Origin of the sequence: Chryseobacterium defluvii, assembly GCF_003634775.1 — a bacterium.
GTDB classification, from domain to species: Bacteria; Bacteroidota; Bacteroidia; order Flavobacteriales; family Weeksellaceae; genus Chryseobacterium; species Chryseobacterium defluvii.
In genome coordinates this window covers 940055-957788 of the sequence record NZ_RBXB01000003.1, presented here as the reverse complement: position 1 = coordinate 957788, position 17734 = coordinate 940055, and the positions used below count along the sequence as shown (strand labels likewise).

22 protein-coding genes are annotated in these 17734 nt (G+C 35.3%); 21 read left to right on the top strand and 1 reads right to left on the bottom strand.

What is annotated here, in order from left to right:
- Nucleotides 1–231 precede the first annotated feature (231 nt).
- The 16 genes from BCF58_RS16315 to BCF58_RS16240 all read left to right on the top strand — a co-directional run bounded on the left by BCF58_RS16315 (nucleotide 232) and on the right by BCF58_RS16240 (nucleotide 12799).
- The gene (locus BCF58_RS16315) at nucleotides 232–639 is read left to right on the top strand and encodes a hypothetical protein (protein ID WP_121462858.1); all 408 of its coding nucleotides are present in this window, start codon (nucleotides 232–234) and stop codon (nucleotides 637–639) included.
- Entirely contained in the window at nucleotides 636–1631 is a 996-nt protein-coding gene (locus tag BCF58_RS16310; RefSeq protein ID WP_121462857.1) for a BtrH N-terminal domain-containing protein, read from the top strand. Before BCF58_RS16315 ends, BCF58_RS16310 begins: the two co-directional genes overlap by 4 nt.
- A 3-nt stretch (nucleotides 1632–1634) precedes the next feature.
- Nucleotides 1635–2390, top strand: coding sequence for an ABC transporter ATP-binding protein (locus BCF58_RS16305; protein WP_121462856.1), 756 nt, complete (start codon nucleotides 1635–1637; stop codon nucleotides 2388–2390).
- Nucleotides 2380–3645: an ABC transporter permease gene (locus BCF58_RS16300; RefSeq protein WP_121462855.1), complete on the top strand. Its 1266-nt coding sequence runs from the start codon at nucleotides 2380–2382 to the stop codon at nucleotides 3643–3645. Before BCF58_RS16305 ends, BCF58_RS16300 begins: the two co-directional genes overlap by 11 nt.
- Nucleotides 3635–4063 carry an acyl-CoA thioesterase gene (locus BCF58_RS16295; protein ID WP_121462854.1) on the top strand — a complete coding sequence of 143 codons (429 nt, stop codon included), beginning with the start codon at nucleotides 3635–3637 and terminating at the stop codon, nucleotides 4061–4063. The genes BCF58_RS16300 and BCF58_RS16295 overlap by 11 nt, the downstream gene beginning before the upstream one ends.
- A complete protein-coding gene (locus BCF58_RS16290; protein WP_121462853.1) occupies nucleotides 4060–5193 on the top strand; it encodes a beta-ketoacyl synthase N-terminal-like domain-containing protein in 1134 nt (377 codons plus the stop codon). Before BCF58_RS16295 ends, BCF58_RS16290 begins: the two co-directional genes overlap by 4 nt.
- On the top strand, nucleotides 5187–5744 hold the full coding sequence (locus BCF58_RS16285) for a 3-oxoacyl-ACP synthase (protein ID WP_228434825.1): 558 nt from the start codon (nucleotides 5187–5189) through the stop codon (nucleotides 5742–5744). Before BCF58_RS16290 ends, BCF58_RS16285 begins: the two co-directional genes overlap by 7 nt.
- A 95-nt stretch (nucleotides 5745–5839) precedes the next feature.
- Nucleotides 5840–6097 (top strand): phosphopantetheine-binding protein, encoded by a 258-nt coding sequence (locus tag BCF58_RS16280; RefSeq protein WP_121462852.1) that lies wholly within the window; start codon nucleotides 5840–5842, stop codon nucleotides 6095–6097.
- A gap of 80 nt (nucleotides 6098–6177) precedes the next feature.
- Nucleotides 6178–7377: a beta-ketoacyl-[acyl-carrier-protein] synthase family protein gene (locus tag BCF58_RS16275; protein ID WP_121462851.1), complete on the top strand. Its 1200-nt coding sequence runs from the start codon at nucleotides 6178–6180 to the stop codon at nucleotides 7375–7377.
- Nucleotides 7374–8435, top strand: a complete 1062-nt coding sequence (locus tag BCF58_RS16270) for a beta-ketoacyl synthase N-terminal-like domain-containing protein (protein ID WP_121462850.1) — start codon at nucleotides 7374–7376, stop codon at nucleotides 8433–8435. Before BCF58_RS16275 ends, BCF58_RS16270 begins: the two co-directional genes overlap by 4 nt.
- Nucleotides 8436–8624: 189 nt before the next feature.
- Nucleotides 8625–9380 (top strand): polysaccharide deacetylase family protein, encoded by a 756-nt coding sequence (locus BCF58_RS16265; protein ID WP_121462849.1) that lies wholly within the window; start codon nucleotides 8625–8627, stop codon nucleotides 9378–9380.
- A 148-nt stretch (nucleotides 9381–9528) separates the two neighbouring features.
- A complete protein-coding gene (locus BCF58_RS16260) occupies nucleotides 9529–10155 on the top strand; it encodes a LolA family protein (protein ID WP_121462848.1) in 627 nt (208 codons plus the stop codon).
- Nucleotides 10121–10756, top strand: coding sequence for a hypothetical protein (locus tag BCF58_RS16255; protein WP_121462847.1), 636 nt, complete (start codon nucleotides 10121–10123; stop codon nucleotides 10754–10756). The genes BCF58_RS16260 and BCF58_RS16255 overlap by 35 nt, the downstream gene beginning before the upstream one ends.
- 3 nt (nucleotides 10757–10759) lie before the next feature.
- A complete protein-coding gene (locus BCF58_RS16250) occupies nucleotides 10760–11131 on the top strand; it encodes a 3-hydroxyacyl-ACP dehydratase (RefSeq protein ID WP_121462846.1) in 372 nt (123 codons plus the stop codon).
- 5 nt (nucleotides 11132–11136) lie between these two features.
- Nucleotides 11137–11622 carry a hypothetical protein gene (locus BCF58_RS16245; protein ID WP_121462845.1) on the top strand — a complete coding sequence of 162 codons (486 nt, stop codon included), beginning with the start codon at nucleotides 11137–11139 and terminating at the stop codon, nucleotides 11620–11622.
- A 4-nt stretch (nucleotides 11623–11626) separates the two neighbouring features.
- Nucleotides 11627–12799 (top strand): DUF2062 domain-containing protein, encoded by a 1173-nt coding sequence (locus BCF58_RS16240; RefSeq protein WP_121462844.1) that lies wholly within the window; start codon nucleotides 11627–11629, stop codon nucleotides 12797–12799.
- On the opposite strand, the gene BCF58_RS16235 is transcribed toward BCF58_RS16240, so the two are convergent.
- On the bottom strand, nucleotides 12796–14514 hold the full coding sequence (locus BCF58_RS16235) for a helix-turn-helix domain-containing protein (RefSeq protein WP_121462843.1): 1719 nt from the start codon (nucleotides 14512–14514) through the stop codon (nucleotides 12796–12798). The genes BCF58_RS16240 and BCF58_RS16235 overlap by 4 nt on opposite strands.
- Before the next feature lie 239 nt (nucleotides 14515–14753).
- Here BCF58_RS16235 and BCF58_RS16230 point away from each other — a divergent pair, with 239 nt between their 5' ends.
- The 5 genes from BCF58_RS16230 (at nucleotide 14754) to BCF58_RS16210 (ending at nucleotide 17733) form a co-directional block, all read left to right on the top strand.
- Nucleotides 14754–14972: a hypothetical protein gene (locus BCF58_RS16230; protein ID WP_147462073.1), complete on the top strand. Its 219-nt coding sequence runs from the start codon at nucleotides 14754–14756 to the stop codon at nucleotides 14970–14972.
- A gap of 96 nt (nucleotides 14973–15068) precedes the next feature.
- Nucleotides 15069–15365, top strand: a complete 297-nt coding sequence (locus BCF58_RS16225) for a hypothetical protein (RefSeq protein ID WP_121462841.1) — start codon at nucleotides 15069–15071, stop codon at nucleotides 15363–15365.
- A gap of 79 nt (nucleotides 15366–15444) precedes the next feature.
- Entirely contained in the window at nucleotides 15445–16002 is a 558-nt protein-coding gene (locus BCF58_RS16220) for a hypothetical protein (protein ID WP_121462840.1), read from the top strand.
- A complete protein-coding gene (locus BCF58_RS16215) occupies nucleotides 15999–16919 on the top strand; it encodes an HTTM domain-containing protein (protein ID WP_121462839.1) in 921 nt (306 codons plus the stop codon). The genes BCF58_RS16220 and BCF58_RS16215 overlap by 4 nt, the downstream gene beginning before the upstream one ends.
- Entirely contained in the window at nucleotides 16864–17733 is an 870-nt protein-coding gene (locus tag BCF58_RS16210; RefSeq protein ID WP_121462838.1) for a GLPGLI family protein, read from the top strand. Before BCF58_RS16215 ends, BCF58_RS16210 begins: the two co-directional genes overlap by 56 nt.
- Nucleotide 17734 lies beyond the last annotated feature (1 nt).

Below are 17734 nucleotides of genomic sequence, written 5' to 3'. Positions count from 1 at the left end.
TGATCTACTTGTTACACAAGAATCTAAAAAGCAATATATTTTTTTCTATCTGCCATAAAAAAACTGAAAATCAGCAATATTTACCCTACTTTTCCACGAAAAACTTTAGTCAGATTTAACATGACAAACATATAATGTATTTTCACTATTTTAGCCAACTGATTAAAACAATCACAAAAAAAACAGGTGAATAATTTTTCATCTGAAGTCTAAATTAAATATCTTTTTTAGATGAAAAAACAAGACCTTCCTCAGGACGAAAGTAATCTGAAGTCAGCAAATATGACCGAAGTGTTGTATGTGACTGATGAAAATGATAATTATACGACGGCAAACAGCATTGGTTGGGAAGCTAAAAAAGCGGCTTTGGAAGAATCAATGGAGCTTATTCATGAAAGAATTGAAGAAGCCAGGCAAGCCGTTGCCAACAATAAGGTAAGTCCTATTATTTATTTCATGGAGCTGAATAAAATGGACCTGAGTGTACTTTCAGCCTATGTGGGAATGTGGCAATGGCGTGTAAAAAGACACACTAAACCAAAAATATTTAAGACACTAAGCGAAAACGTACTGAAAAAATATGCCGATGCATTCGGGATTTCAGTGGATGAATTAAAAAACTTTGACGGAAAAAAATGAAATTGAATTTTGAACACCATCAGACAGCGCATTGCGAAAACGGTGTTGCCTCTAATTTATTATTATATAAAGGATTGAAACTAAGCGAACCTATGATCTTCGGGATCGGGTCAGGATTATTCTTCGTATACCTTCCTTTTTTAAAAGTGAACTTTGCGCCGGGGTTCAGCTATCGTCCGATGCCGGGCGCTATTTTCAGTAAAGCGGCAAAAAGACTGGGAATTAAAATCAAAAGACAGAAATTCTCCAATCCTAAAGAGGCTCAAATAGCCTTAGAGAAAAATTTAGAAAACAATATCCCGACAGGTTTACAGGTAGGAGTTTTCAACCTTACTTACTTTCCTGAAGAATATAAATTCCATTTCAATGCCCACAACCTGGTGGTATATGGAAAAGAAGATGGAAAATTCCTTATTAGTGATCCGGTAATGGATTACGTAACCTCCCTTTCCGAAGAAGAACTGGAAAAAGTAAGATATGCCAAAGGAGCACTTCCTCCCAAAGGGCATATGTATTACCCTATCTATGTTCCGGAAACCGTGAACCTGGAAGAAGCTATTAAAAAAGGAATTAAAGATACCTGCAAAAATATGCTGGCTCCTGTTCCGCTTATCGGGGTAAAAGCTATGCGATGGGTTGCCAAGAGCATTCCAAAGTGGGCAGAGAAAAAAGGAACAAAAGTGACCAATCACTATTTGGGACAACTGATCAGAATGCAGGAAGAAATTGGAACCGGAGGCGGAGGTTTCAGATTCATTTACGGAGCATTCTTACAGGAAGCAGCAGAAATCCTTAAAAATGATCAGCTAAAAGAGCTTTCAAAGGAAATTACCATGATTGGTGACCTTTGGAGAGATTTTGCCGTAGATATTGCAAGAGTCTATAAGAATAGAAATTCAAAAAGCGACATCTACAACCAGCTTTCAAAATCTATGCTTCATATTGCCGATCTGGAAGAAGCCTTCTATAAAAAACTGAGAAAAGCTATCTAAAATATGGCTGAGAATATTATTGAGATCAAAAATCTATATAAGAAATACAAAAATTCTGACGAGTTTTCTGTAAACGATATCTCTTTGAATATCGACAAAAATGAGATCTACGGAATTCTTGGGCCCAATGGTGCAGGAAAAACAACATTGATCTCAATGCTTTCGGGATTAATTAAACCTACTTCCGGACAGTTTAAGATCAATGGATTATCTCCTCAGAAACACAGCTTCAAAATAAAGCAAATTATCGGAATCGTCCCACAGGAATATGCTCTTTATCCTACATTGACAGCAAGAGAAAATTTGATGTTTTTCGGAAGTTTATATGGGTTAAAACATAAAAGTCTTCATAAAAGCATCGATGAGTCCTTAGAAATCATGGGATTATCAAAGTTTGCAGATAAAAAAGTAGACCAGTTTTCAGGCGGAATGAAACGCCGCTGCAACCTCATCGCAGGAACGCTACACAACCCGAAAGTGCTTTTTCTTGATGAACCAACTGTAGGAGTAGACGTTCAGTCTAAAAAAGTGATCATTGATTATTTAAAAGAACTGAATAATAACGGAACGTGTATCATTTACACTTCCCATCACCTTTCGGAAGCGGAGGAATTCTGTACGAAAATTGCGATTATCGATAAAGGCAGGATCCATGCGATCGGAACACCGGAAGAGCTTGTTGCCCAAATTGCCAATGCAGAAAACCTTGAAGATGTATTTATATCATTAACCGGAAAAGAATTGAGAGATGTTGTATAAATTGTGGCGAAGCTTTATCAAGGAAATTCTTTTGCTGAAAAGAGATATCGGTGGTATTGTCATTATTTTCGTAATGCCATTATTGCTTATTGTTACCATTACCTTAATTCAGGATTCTACCTTTAAAAACCTTGAAGGATCAAAAATCCCGATCATTTTCATTGATAATGATAAATCCGAAGTTTCAAAAAATATAAAAAAAGAGCTGGAAAACAATAAGACCTTCCAGTTATTGACCAATTTCAACGAAAAATCAGCTCAAAATGCAGTTTTTTCAGGCGAGTACCAAATGGCGATCGTCATTCCTGAAAACCTGACCAAAGACCTGAATTCCAATATAGAAAACAAAGTACAGAAAATAGTAAGCTCATTCGGATTGGAAACCGATTCTACAGCTACTCAAAAAACCGTTTCAAAAGCCAAAGACATTCATCTGTATTTTGATCCGGCTACCAATTCAGGATTCAAAAGTTCTGTAATGAACTCCGTGAACAAAATGGTTTTTGAAATTGAGAATAAAAAAATCTATAAATCATTTCAGGATCAGTTGGGAACTACCGAAAATCTTGAAGAAAATAAAAACCTGATCAGCTTCAAGGAAATCACCCCTAAAAAAGGCGATGCAGAAGTTCTTCCCAATTCTGTTCAGCATAATGTTCCGGCGTGGACGTTATTTGCCATTTTCTTCATTGTCGTTCCGCTTTCCATTAACTTAGTGAAAGAAAAAAGCCAGGGAACGAGTGTAAGAGTCAGAGTAAGCCCTACTCCGTATTTCATTCATATCCTGGGAAAAACATTTACCTACCTTATTATATGTATCATCCAGTTTTTATTGATGGTTGCGGTGGGGATTTACCTTTTCCCTTATATGGATCTTCCGGCATTTGATGTTTCAGGGAAAATGTTCCAGTTAATTGTTGTCACTTTGTTTGCAGGATTGGCCGCAATAGGTTTCGGAGTTCTGCTGGGAACTATTGCCGATACTCAGGAACAGTCTGCCCCTTTTGGCGCTACTTCAGTAGTGGTTTTGGCAGCTATCGGAGGAATTTGGGTTCCGGTTTTCCTGATGCCTGAATTTATGCAGCATGTAGCTAAGTTCTCCCCTATGAATTGGGGATTGAATGCTTATTATGATATTATTTTAAGAAACAGTGGTATTGGAAATATAGGTAAAGAATTAGCTCTGCTCTTTGCCTTTTATATTGCTATGGTAGCTATTTCCATTTTTTACGAAAGAAAACAAAATGCAGTCTAAAAAAAACATATTACGTTGTACGGAAGAAGTCAGAGTACGGTTCAATGAGACAGATCCATTGGGAATTGTCTGGCATGGACATTACATTGTATACTTCGAGGATGGAAGAGAAGCTTTCGGAAGACAGCACGGACTGACCTATCTTGATATCCAGAAGGCAGGCTATGTAACCCCTATCGTAAAAAGTACCTGCGAACATTTTCTTCCCCTAAAATATGGGGAAACGTTTAGGATTGTAACCACTTTCGTGAATTCTAATTCCGCAAAGCTTATCTACAAATATGAGCTTTTCAACCAGGAAGACAGGTTGGTTTGTAGCGGAGAGACTATTCAGGTATTTTTAGATTCAGAGGGAAATTTATGTTTATACAATCCTGAGTTTTTTCAGAGTTGGAAAGATAAAATGGGATTGTCATGAGGAAGGAAATTTATATTACAGACTATAATTGTGTAACTCCATTAGGCCTGAACATTGCTTCCAATTGGGAGGCTTTGTTAAAAGGACAGTCCGGAGTTGCTTTACATAAGATCATTGAAAATCAGGAGGCGTTTTATGCCTCCATGATGAATTCTGAACAACTGGAAGAAGAATTCAGTAAAAACTTCAGCAATCAGGATTTCACAAGGTTAGAAAAGATGTTTCTTTTATGTTTAAAACCTTTGCTGGAAAAACATACCATTACAGGGGAAACAGCTTTTATTCTTTCTACCACCAAAGGAAACATCAGCTTATTGAAAAACCAGTCTGCTTTACCTGAAGGTGTTTATCTTTCTGCTTTAGCACAAAAAATTGCTGATTTCTTTGGTTTTAGCACAAAACCGGTCGTGGTTTCCAACGCCTGTGTTTCCGGAGTGATGGCAATTGCTGTTGCTAAGAATATGATCCAAGCAGGAAAATATAAAGACGCTTTTGTAGTTGCAGGTGATGAAATTTCAGAATTTGTGATCTCCGGTTTCAATTCTTTTCAGGCTATCGGAACTACGCCCTGCAAACCATACGATAAAAACAGAGATGGAATCAACATTGGCGAAGCAACTGCTGCTGTTTATGTAACCTCTACCCCAACCGAGAACGAAAAATTCAGGTTTAAAGTTTTAGGGGACTCCGCTATTAATGATGCCAATCACATTTCAGGGCCTTCGAGAACAGGAGACGGATTGTATGCAAGCATCAAAAATGCGATGACAGAAGCCAACGTTTCAGCAGAAGAGATTGATTTTATTTCTGCACACGGAACCGCCACTTTATACAACGATGAAATGGAAGCCATTGCTTTCAACAGAATGGAATTGCACAATGTACCTTTAAACAGCATGAAAGGCTTTTACGGACATTGTTTAGGCGCATCAGGGTTGCTGGAAAGCATTATTTCTATGGAAAGTGCTTTACATAACACCTTAATTCCATCCAGGAATTTTGAAGAGACGGGAATTTCCCAGCCTTTACATATTATTAAAGAAAACCAATCTGCGGTAATTAATTATATTTTGAAAACTGCTTCAGGATTCGGAGGGTGTAATGCGGCGATTGTTTTAGAAAAATGTTAACAGGAAAAATGATGAAGAAAACAGGCCATTGTATCATAGAACATTCAACAATAACAGTTAACGGAAACGTTATTGTTGAAAATCAAAACGAAACCTTTTCAGAATTTGCCAAAGAAGCTTATAAAAGTTTAGAGATCAGCTATCCGAAGTTTCACAAAATGGATAACCTGAGCAAACTGGCTTTCCTGGCTGCCGAAACTCTTTTGAAAGACAAAGACAACAGTAGAACAGCATTGGTTTTTGCAAACAAATCATCCAGTTTAGACACTGATTTTAAATATCAGGAAAGCATCAATTCTCAGGAAAATTATTTCCCGAGCCCTGCTGTTTTTGTTTATACATTACCTAACATTTGCGTAGGAGAAATCAGCATTAAACATCAAATGCAGACAGAGAATGCCTTTTTTATTTTGGATGAATTTGATGAAAATTTTTTAAATGAATATTCCCACCAGATTCTACTGTCCGGAAAGGCAGAGAAAGTATTATGCGGCTGGGTGGAACTCTATCAGGAAAGTTATAAAGCTTTCGTATATTTGTTAACATTGTAAAAATGTAACAATATATCAATCTAGCAGTGTAACAATATAACATTGGTACATTGGCAAAATGGTACATTGCTACATAATAAAAATTATATTTTTTTATGGAAAACTTAAAAACAGAATTAAAGAACAAAATTATTGAAGTATTAAACCTTGAAGATGTTTCTGTAGAAGAGATCAAAGATTCGGATCCGCTATTCGGAGGCGGATTGGGATTGGATTCTATTGATGCTTTGGAATTGATCGTGCTTCTTGATAAAGACTACGGAATTAAATTGGCTGATCCTAAAAAAGGAAAAGAAATCTTCCAGTCTATTGATACTATGGCAAAATTCATCGAAGAAAACAGAACAAAATAATTAATGTAACAGTGTAACAATGTATCAGTTTACCAATATTTTACATTGCCAGATTGATACATTGCTATATCATATAAACCATGAGTCAAAAAATTGCCATAACGGGAATGGGCATCATTTCTTCCATTGGAAACAATGTGGAGGAGAATTTAAATTCACTTAAAAATGGTAAACATGGCATTTCAGACATTGAATTGTTTGAAACCCGCCACGCCGGAAACATTAAAACAGGTGAAATAAAATTATCTAATGAAGAGCTTGTACAGAAACTTCAGCTTCATGAAGACAACAATGTAACAAGAACTTCTTTATTAGGAATGGTTGCCGCAAAAGAGGCTGTAGAAAATGCCGGAATTTCAGATATCAATCAATACAAAACCGGCCTGATTTCTTCCACCAGTGTAGGGGGAATGGATATCACTGAAAAATACTTCTACGCTTACGAAGACTTTCCCGAAAAGCAAAAATATATTGACGCCCATGATGCAGGGAATTCTTCATTGGCTATTGCAGATTATTTAGGATTGAAAGGAATGGTGTCTACCATCAGTACCGCCTGTTCATCTGCAGCCAATGCCATTATGATGGGTGCAAAGCTTATTAAAAATGGTATTTTGGACCGTGTGATCGTTGGCGGAACAGATTCTCTTTCCAAGTTTACGTTGAATGGATTCAATACCTTAATGATCCTTACTGATTCTTATAATACACCTTTTGACAACAACAGGAAAGGATTGAATTTAGGAGAAGCTGCCGCATTTTTAGTGCTTGAGTCTGATGAAGTGGTGAAAAAGGAAAACAAAAAAGTCCTGGCTTATCTTTCAGGTTACGGAAATGCCAATGATGCCCATCATCAAACGGCTTCTTCAGAGAACGGACAAGGCGCTTATTTAGCGATGCAAAAAGCTTTACAAGTTTCCGGGCTACAAAAGGAAGATATAGATTATATTAATGTTCACGGAACAGCAACTCCCAATAATGATCTTTCGGAAGGCATTGCGATGATCAGGATCTTTGGAGAAAACAATGTCCCTGAATTCAGTTCTACAAAAGCCTTTACAGGGCATACTTTGGCTGCAGCGGCCGGAATTGAAGCCGTATTTTCAATTTTAGCGATGCAGAACAGCATCATTTTCCCGAATTTGAATTTCAAAACGAAGATGGAAGAGTTTGATTTAATTCCTGTGACAGAATTGAAAGACAAAAATATTAATCATGTGCTTTCCAATTCGTTCGGGTTTGGAGGAAATTGTTCAACCTTAATTTTCTCGAAATCATGAGTGCGGTTTACATCAACAGTGCTTCCTGCATTTCTGTTCAGGACACTTTAAATGAAGATTTCTTTCAACATCTTACCCCTGAAAATTCTTCGCAGGTGATCAAAGCGATTGAACCTAATTATAAGGAGTTCATTCCGGCAGCAATGATCAGAAGAATGTCTAAGACGGTAAAAATGAGTTCTGTAGCATCTCATTACGCTTTGAAGGAAGCAGGAATTCAACAGCCCGATGCCATTATTGTAGGAACGGGAATGGGATGCTCCCAGGATTCCGAAAAGTTTTTGAAAAATGTGATTGATAATCAGGAAGAGTTTTTGACTCCTACTTTTTTTATTCAATCCACCCATAATACGGTTGCAGGACAGATTGCTCTGGGCTTGCAGTGTCATGCTTACAATTTCACATACGTGAATAGTTCTTCATCCCTGGAATTTTCATTTCTTGATGCCAAACTACAGATCAATGATGGAGAGGCGGAAAACATTCTGGTAGGTTCTACGGATGAACAAACCGAGCGAACAATGGAGCTTTATCGCCTGAACAATACGATCAAGAAATCAGAAGATATTCCGTTTGACTATCTGAACTCAACAACAGATGGTGTTATTTGGGGAGAAGGATCAAGTTTTTTTGTTGTAGGAAAGGAAAAAACAGAAAATTCTTATGCTCAGCTTAAAGACATCCAGCTCCGTAATACATTAGAGCTGGATGAAACTCAAAACTTTATCGGAGATTTTCTAGCTGAAAACAATCTTACAGGTAATGATATTGATGCGGTTATCTTAGGTTTCAGCGGAGATGCAAAATCTGATGTGTATTATGCCAAAGCAATGGATTTATTTCCCAATTCAGCGTTGTTATATTATAAACATTTGAGTGGTGAATTTAATACGGCAAGTGGTTTTTCAACATTTATGGCTTGTCATATTTTGAAAGATCAGCAGATTCCGGAAGTGATGAGGATCAATTCAGTGAAGAAAGATGGCATTAAAAATGTTCTTCTTTATAATCACTTGTCCGGACATGATCATAGTTTGGTTTTGTTGGAAAGAGCTTAATTGTCTAGAAGACAAAACTGCGAATTCATAAACTTGTAAAAAAGCAAAATCGTTAAGCCGTAAGTGAATCAAGAGTTTGTCATTCTGACGAAGGGAGAATCTCAACTGTACTATTTAGATTTTTCATTTCGCTATGCTGCATTCAGAATGACAAAGTGAAAGAAACTGTAAACTTAAAAAGTATAAAAAGTGAAACATTACCTATTCATCCTGTTTTATCTTTTCTGTAACGTATTTATTTATATGTTCCAAGGGAGTTTCTGGGTGTATTTGGTGTGTTTTCTGGCTTTTTCTGCTGTAGTTGTATGGGGTTCTTTTGATATCCAATTAGGATATTTTGTTAACAGCATTACTCATAAAAGGACAAGAATTAAAGAAATTGCACTCACTTTTGATGACGGCCCTACCGAGTTTACCCCGAAGTTTTTAGATATACTCAAAGAGCATCAGGTTAAAGCTACCTTTTTCTGCATCGGAAAGCAGATTGAAAAATATCCTGAAACTTTTCAAAGAATTATTGCGGAAGGACATACCATCGGAAATCACACGCTCTCTCATTCCAATTCAACAGGGTTTTTATCCACTTCCAAGATGATTGAAGAAATTGAAACATGTGATGCGATCATTTCTAAAGTCGGAAATATCACAACGGATTTCTATCGCCCTCCTTTTGGTGTTACCAATCCGAATATTGCTAAAGCCATCAGGAGAACCCATAAAAAAAGCATCGGCTGGAATGTTCGTTCTTTAGACACGATCACTGACAGCGAAAAGAAAATTTATAATAGAGTCACCAAAGGTTTAAAAAAAGGAAGTATCATTCTTCTTCACGATACCTCGGAAAAAACGTATAACGTTTTGGTCAATTTATTGCTATTTTTGAAGGAGAAAAAGTACTCCACTTTTACAGTGGACTCAATAATATCTAAACCGCAAAAGTCATAAAAGACTTTTTATAACACTTAGCTCATGAAAATCTTTGATTTTTCAATTTATGTGAACTTGATGCTCAAAGCATTATCCTTAAAGATACTAAAGTGTTTTAACTTTATAACCTTTTGTGACTTTTGTGGTTAATTAATACCTTAAAAAAATGATTAAAAATATTGCTTTCGGAACATTTTTATTAGTTTCAAGCCTGTTTTTTGCTCAAAATACAGCAATGACAGGAGCGGAAGCTAAAGCATTTGTCACCCAGGTTTCTTCGGGGACCCAACAGATCAAAACATTGCAGAGCGACTTTACCCAAACCAAAAAGATGGATTTTTTGGATAAAAACATTGTAACCTACGGCAAGATGTCTTTAAAATCTCCGAATATGCTGAGCTGGAGGTATACAAAACCCTATCAGTACAGTATCATTTTTAAGGATAATAAGATTTTCATTAATGATCAGGGAAAAAAATCATCGGTAGATGCTAAAAGCAAAACCTTTGAAAAGATCAATAAGCTGATCGTGGGAAGTTCAAATGGAAAAATGTTCAATGATCCGGAATTCAAGGTCACCTATTTTAAAAATGCGAATTTCATTATTGCCAAGTTTACTCCGAAATCAGCTCAGTTATTAAAATACATTAAGCAGATTGAATTATACTTTCCTAAAAATCAATCTACCGTTTCACAGGTAAATATGCTGGAAGCTTCTGGAGATACTACGAATATTGTTTTCAAAAATACCAAAATCAATGCACCGGTCGCTGCTTCAGAGTTTTCTTTATAGTTGCGTTTTGCTGGTGCTGGTTTCGTGTAAAACCTTTCAGCTTACGGATGCAAAAGCGGTTTCTAATTCTGAAAAAACTGTAGAAAATTTATATTTTTCTTCTGGGGAAGACTATGTATATAAATGCCAGATCGACATTTATAAAAACCATGTAAGCGGAATCCTGATCATTAAAAAGCTGAATGAAACGACACACCGTGTGGCCCTAACTTCTGATTTCGGAAACAAACTGATTGATTTTGAGATTTCTGATCGAGATTTCAAGGTTAATTATGTGATTCCTGATCTGGATAAAAAGATCGTTATTAATTTTTTAAAGAATGATTTCCAGCAACTTTTGAAAAGGCAATATCCGGTAAGTGAAAGTTTTGAAAATTCCCAATCTAAAATTTACCTTTCAAAAATTGACAAGAAGAGCTATTATTTATTTTTCAATAAAGGAAATGGTTTGCTAAACAAGATCATTTACACGAAAAACAGGAAGGAAAAAATCGATTTTACTTTTGAGGCAAAAAAACATATCTTCGCGGATAGTATCCATCTTCAGCATAAAGATTTTAAGATCAATATTAAACTTGTTCAAATAACCGAAACCGAATAACTGATGCAAACCATTCTTACAGATTTTTATACTTTACAATCCTACGAAAAAGCAGAGAACGGAAACTTCATTGCCAATATCCGACTGAATAAAGATCATGATATTTTCAAAGGACATTTTCCGGGAAATCCCGTGACTCCGGGAGTTTGCATGATGCAGATTGTAAAAGAACTTACGGAAGAGTTTACCGGTTCCCAACTATTTTTAAAATCTGCGTCCAATGTGAAGTTTATGGCCATCATTAATCCCGTTGAAACTCCTGAATTGAAACTTCAACTGGATATTCACGAAAGTGAAGGAGAGGTTAAAGTAAAAAATACAACATCTTTTGGCGAGACTATTGCATTAAAAATGTCAGTAAACTATAATAAATAGACATTATGAAACTTCTCTTATCTTTATTTACCGGATTGTTTCTTTTCTTTCAGTCCGCAGATATAGAAGCATTAAGGAATAGCTACGCCAAAGCCAATCAATCCGGTGCAAACACCCAAAGCTTTATCAATCTTGCTGAAAAGCAGTCTTCATCTGATGTAATAACTACAGGATATAAAGCAGCCGCCAAGATCATGGAGGCCAAGATCACAACGGACAAAGGCAAAAGAAAATCATTTATAAAATCCGGAGCAACAAGCCTTGAAAATATCATCAAAAATAATCCGAATAATGCGGAATTAAGACTGATCCGGTTAAGCGTCCAGGAAAATCTTCCCAAGATTGTAGGTTACCGGGGAAGCTTAAAAGATGATAAAACTTTCCTTATCAACAACTACAGTAAGCAGAATACAGGTTTAAAAAATTATATTAAACGGTTTGCTTCACAATCTAAAACTTTTACTCCCGCAGACAGAGCTTTATTAAAATAAAACAATGACCATCCCTGAAGTACGAAACGCCATTTCTGAAAAGAAAATATGTGTTTTAATACCGACTTATAACAATGAGAAAACTCTGAAAAGAGTAATAGACGGTGTTTTGGACTATACCGAAAATATCATTGTGATCAATGATGGCTCCACCGATTCCACTCCGGAAATCCTGAGTGCTTACCCGCAGATTACGACCGTTGCTTTACCTGAGAATAAAGGAAAAGGCAACGGGCTTAAAACCGGGTTCAGAAAGGCTAAGAAACTGGGATATGATTATGCAATCACCATTGATTCAGACGGGCAGCATTATCCGGATGACATTCCTGTTTTTGTGGAAACCTTACTTCAGGAAAAAGAAGATGTTCTACTGATTGGAAACAGGAATATGTCTCAGGACGGAATTCCTAAGAAAAGCAGTTTTGGAAACCGTTTTTCCAATTTCTGGTTCTGGTTTGAGACCGGAATTAAACTGGAAGACACTCAATCCGGTTATCGTTTATATCCTTTACATAAAATTCCGAAGAAATATTTTACCCCAAAGTTTGAATTTGAGATCGAGATCATTGTAAGGACTGCATGGAGGCATGTTCCCGTGAAAAATGTTCCGGTGAAGGTTTTATATGACCCTGCCGAAAGGGTTTCTCACTTCAGACCGTTTAAAGATTTCACAAGGATCAGTATCCTGAATACCATTCTGGTGATCATCACTTTATTTTATATTATTCCGAGAAACTTCGTGAATAATTTCAAAAAAAAAAGCTTTAAAAAATTCATAAAGGAAGATGTCCTTGAAAGTGACGGCAGCAACCGCACGAAGGCATTTTCCGTTGCACTGGGAATCTTTATCGGCTTATCTCCGTTTTGGGGACTTCATACATTGCTCGTTATTTCATTAGCTGTTCTTTTTAAATTGAATAAAGTATTGGCTTTTGTTGCTTCCAATATCAGTTTGCCACCGTTTATTCCTTTCATCATTGCTGCAGCCTTATTTTTGGGAGCGCCGTTTGTTCAGGGAGACAGTAATATTCTGACACAGGAACTGAATTTCGACCTTGTAAAAAACAATTTGCTGCAATATGTGATCGGAAGTGCGATTTTGGCGACTACCATGTCTGCTCTTTCAGGAATTGCCACTTATCTGCTTTTGCATAAATTAAATCCAGAGAATAATTAATTATCAAGCTCACGTTTTCTATTTTTAATAAAATCTTTTGGGCGTACTCCGTTGATTTCGTAAAACAGATCGGAAAAATTCTGCCTTGATGCTATTCCACATTCTTCCGCATAGCTTTCAATGGTATAATTGAGATAGGTTTTGTTGTTATAAATTTGCTGGGTGATGTAATTAATTCTAAGTTCTCCCAGATATCTATTGAAATTTATCCCTTTATATTCATTAATGACCTGCGAAAGATAATTGGCGTTGGTTCCCAGTTTCAACGCCAGTTTCGTAAGGGTAAGTCCTTTTTGATTAAACTGTTTTTTTTCTTCAAATTGTTCCAGTTTTTCAAGGATGTTCTGGACTTTGTCGTCATCAATCTTGGATTTTCTTTCCTTTGGAAGTTGGAAATCACCTTCAACAATAGGATTTTTATGATCTGTATAATTTTTACGGATTTTTTCTTCGAGTAAAGTGTATTTTCTTTGAATATTTTTCTCTCTGCTGTATTTTATTATGAGGAGTATCATTAATACCGTCATTAATGCGATGAGCCCGTATATAATAACAGTGCTCCATAATGTTTGCCTCTCCAATTTGTTTTTCTCATCATACAGCAACTTGGTATCATATTCTTTATGAATTTTAGATGATAAATAACTGAAGTCCTGGGTAATAATGCTATCTGCTTTTAGAAGCTGCTTTGTATAATATAATTCTTGGCCTACATCCTTCTGTTTCTTATAATAGCTGATCAATACTTCATAATTTTTTCTGATCTCCGGGTGAATGAAATGATGTTTCTGAAAGATAGAATCCACTTTTTTAAAGTTGGCAATAGCCCTGTTCTCGTCTTCAAGGCCATAATAACTTTTGCCTATATAAAAATAGTTTACAGAAGCCCAGGCAAAATTATTGTTCTTAAGCATTCTGGGAAGGGACTGATTTAAGAATTGGATAGCGCTTTTATATTCTTTCTTATAATAATATGCTATTCCTTTACATTTGAGAAAATAACTTTCTTCCTGACTAAAATCTTTAATACCAGCAGTATATTTTAACCCAATTTCGATCAAAGAATCGGATCTTTTATAATCATTCAGGTTCAGATAGCACTCCGTCATTTGATGCAGACTATTAAAATAGCCTTTTTTATTATTAAAGATCATATTAGGGTGCAAGTTCTTTTCTTTAATCTCAGAAGAAAAGTAATCTGCACATTCTTTAAAATGGATGAGAGCATCTTCATAATATCCCAGATAGCTTTTTACTACTCCCAAATGATAGATAATCTTATGTCTGAGGTATTCATCTTTTATCGTTTTAGAATATTGATAAGCCTGAAGATATTCATTGAGCGCCAGCTGATATCTCTTATAATTAAAATAATAGACAATTCCCTTTCCTAAATAGGCCATGCTTATCAATTCATTATCTCCTGATAATTTAGCGGCACCTATCGTGCTGTCTGCGTAGGCTAACTTGCTTTCATTGGAGGGAGAATAGAAGACTCCGTCTTTATATCCCTGTACAAGTTTAGAATAATTCTTTTCAGTTTTTGCTTTATCAATATATTGATTGATATACTGAAAAGCCTTATCGTCATTCTCTTCATAGTGTTCATATTCCTTTCTAATATTTTCAAAACTTTTTTCTTTTTTCTTATAAGAATATAAAAGATTGAGAAATATTAAAAGAAACAACAAAAAAGCAGTTCTTTTAGCAATCATAAAATGGTATTAGTTTTTATATAAAAATAGATAAAAACATTAAAATATCACTCTTTGTAGAATAATTTTTATTAACCCAATATTCATGGGGCATGGAAAAAAAATCTACCCGTCTTAATTCGCAAATTAGACCGTCCTAATTTCCCAATAGCGACAAAGATCGTTTTTCACCCTGATTTTCTTGTTCTACCTTCCAAATCGGAAACAAGCTCTAGCACAACATCTTAAATCATAAAACCATGAAAAACTATTTCCCAATAATTATTGTAGCAATGATCTTGATTGTAGTATTGAACTCCTGTAGACAAGAAGACAGCATTACGGAGTCAGTCATAGAAGAAGTAATGCAAAATGATCGAAATAATGATGAAGCTTCTAAAAATGATACAATAGATAACAATATCACTCCTGCTGATCCACCTGTAAAGGATGGGCAGCAATGGAAACAAAAAAAGTGATTATTATTCATCCGGTTTTGTAGTGCGCAATACAATAAAAAGGTGAATCTTAATATATGTGTAACAACCAAAATTTAATTTCAAAATTTTAAAACCATGAAAAAAATCCTTTTTGCATCAGCAGGAATTTTAGCAATTTCCCTAATGTCTTTCACAGATTCTAATAACAAAAAAGCAGATCCTATTTTCAAGATAGAAGGACAAAGAGTTACTCTTACGAATACACAAGCAGTAAAACCTGCTGATCTAGATTTCTTAGCTCAGCATATGGTAGGCTGGTCAGTTTGTGATTATCAGGCTATGAGCAATGAGTGTACAACAAAGTACAGAGATTTCCCGGACAATGCTCAGACTGTAGCTCAGATCAAACAAATTATTGCTAGATATCAATAATTTCCATCTAAAGACAGGATGAGTTACAGCTCATCCTGTCTGTTTTTATAAAATATTGGAGCAAATAGGTTTTGTTTCAATGGCTATAACATCAAAAGTAAGTGTAATCATGACTCATAAGCCCAGAAAAATAGAAGTTGCCATATTTGCGATAGTTATTCTTAAAGTGTTTATTACAGGAGTAGTAACAACGATTTCCAGTTTCTGTGAATTTTATGAATATAAACAACCGGAACTCGCAGAAACGATCAATAAAAGTTCTTTGTATAGAAATCCCATTTTCACTTATACGGGTTTTGATACCGGGTATGGGTTTTTCGCTCCCAACGTTTCAAGCAATTTTATCATTTTCAGTGAAAACGCAGAGAAAGTCTATAATTCTTCAGATCTTTTGCAGACCAATGAGGGAAAAACACGTTTTATGGGGGCAAACGATGTATTCTTCAACAATTTCGGGAATAAAAAAGATGAGGATAAAATGGCGGCCAATAAGATCATTCTTAAAAGAATTAATAAAATGTTTGAAAAGAAATATAATTCTAAGTTCACCACCTCAGTGTATTTGTATGAATATCCTAAGCTGGGTGAGGTAAAAATCAAAAAAGAGCATTTAATAAAAATCGATGAAATAAAATGAAAACTATAACCAACTCCATATTTTCAAAACCATTCACCCCTGATTTCATTGTATTTTTCAGAATCGCCACAGGCATTATCATACTCATTCATTTTTTATCTTTTTGGAAGGATTTCGATTTACTATATACGAATAACAGCATTATTCCTCTCGAATTACATACCATTTACGGTACTTATAATGTATTGACGGTAGAAAGTATTCTGGCATTTTTTAATAACTTCTTAGATAATCATCAATCCATTTTACTTTTTAAATTTTCTTATATTTTTCTTTGCTTAATGATTATCTCAGGTTTTTTTAGCAGACTTAGTGCTATTATTCTTATCATACTGCAAATCTCGTTTATCAAATCCGGCAGTCTTTTCTTTTATGGTGCCGATTTTTTTACGAGCATGTCTTTATTCTATATTGTAATTTTCCCCTCAAGCTCTTATTTCTCTATCCAGAAAAAACTATTTCCCTTATTTTCAGAGAGCAAGCAATCATTAACACTATGTAAAAGATTGATTCAGATTCACTTATGCCTCGCTTATTTTTTTTCAGGGCTGGATAAGATATTAGGATTCAACTGGTGGAACGGGGAATCTGTATGGAAAGCAGTACATCTGCCGAATCTTTACAGCTATATAGAAATAGGTAACCATATACAAAACCCTTTATTTTATATTATATTGGGGTGGGGAGTTATTATTATAGAACTTTTTTATCCTATCTTTATTAATATAAATAAGACGAGAAAGATCTGGCTTATGCTTACCATTTCAATGCATCTTGGCATTATTCTGAGCTTTAACCTTTTCTTTTTCTCTTCTATAATGATCGTATGGAACCTCACATCATATTACTTTAATTATTATCATGAAAATAAAACCATTTCCACCCATTCTCATCCTTCTGCTAGTGGCATTTACTAGCTCCTATGCACAATCATACAAGTTTATATACGATTTTAAATGGAAATCAAACAAAAAAAGCATGGAGTACAATAGCGAGCTTTGTGCTTTGATTACGAGAGATAATCAGCCTTCTTTTTTTGAGTCCTATGAAAATTTCAGGCTGGATTCTTTAAAAACAAAAATAATAACCGATTATTCTAAAAATAACCGACAAGGACCTTTGCGACTTCCTTCTGATGAAAAAAAATCTGTTTACAGGCCTTTGATTATCAAAAACCCTGTAGACAAAACAATTACAGTAGAAGAAAAGGCCTATGTCAAACTATTTTCAGTGACTTATAACTGTCCAATAAAATGGGTGATAAAATCAGACAGTAATACAGAAACTATCTTAGGATATAAAGCTCAAAAAGCCGTTTGTGAATTTGGAGGAAGAAAGTGGACAGCCTGGTTTACCAATGAGATCCCCATTATGGATGGTCCATACAAATTCTCCGGACTTCCCGGACTTATTCTGAAAATTCAGGATTCTGAAAAGAACTATATTTTCGAAATAAAATCCATTACAAAAGAAAGTAATGATATTGAACACCGCAATTTTGGTTTTTCCAAAGCAGCCAGTCTATCACCTAAACAATGGGAGAAATTTTGGGATAGTTACCGGAAACAGCCTTCGATGGTCCTTGAAAATCTGAATACAGAGAAAACAACTTATGTCATCAACGGTAAGGATGTCAATAGCCGTGAGGTAAAAGATGCTTTTAATAAAAAAGAATGGGAAGCAATGAAATTTTTTGAAGATCCTATAGAATTAACCCCAACTTGTAATTGAC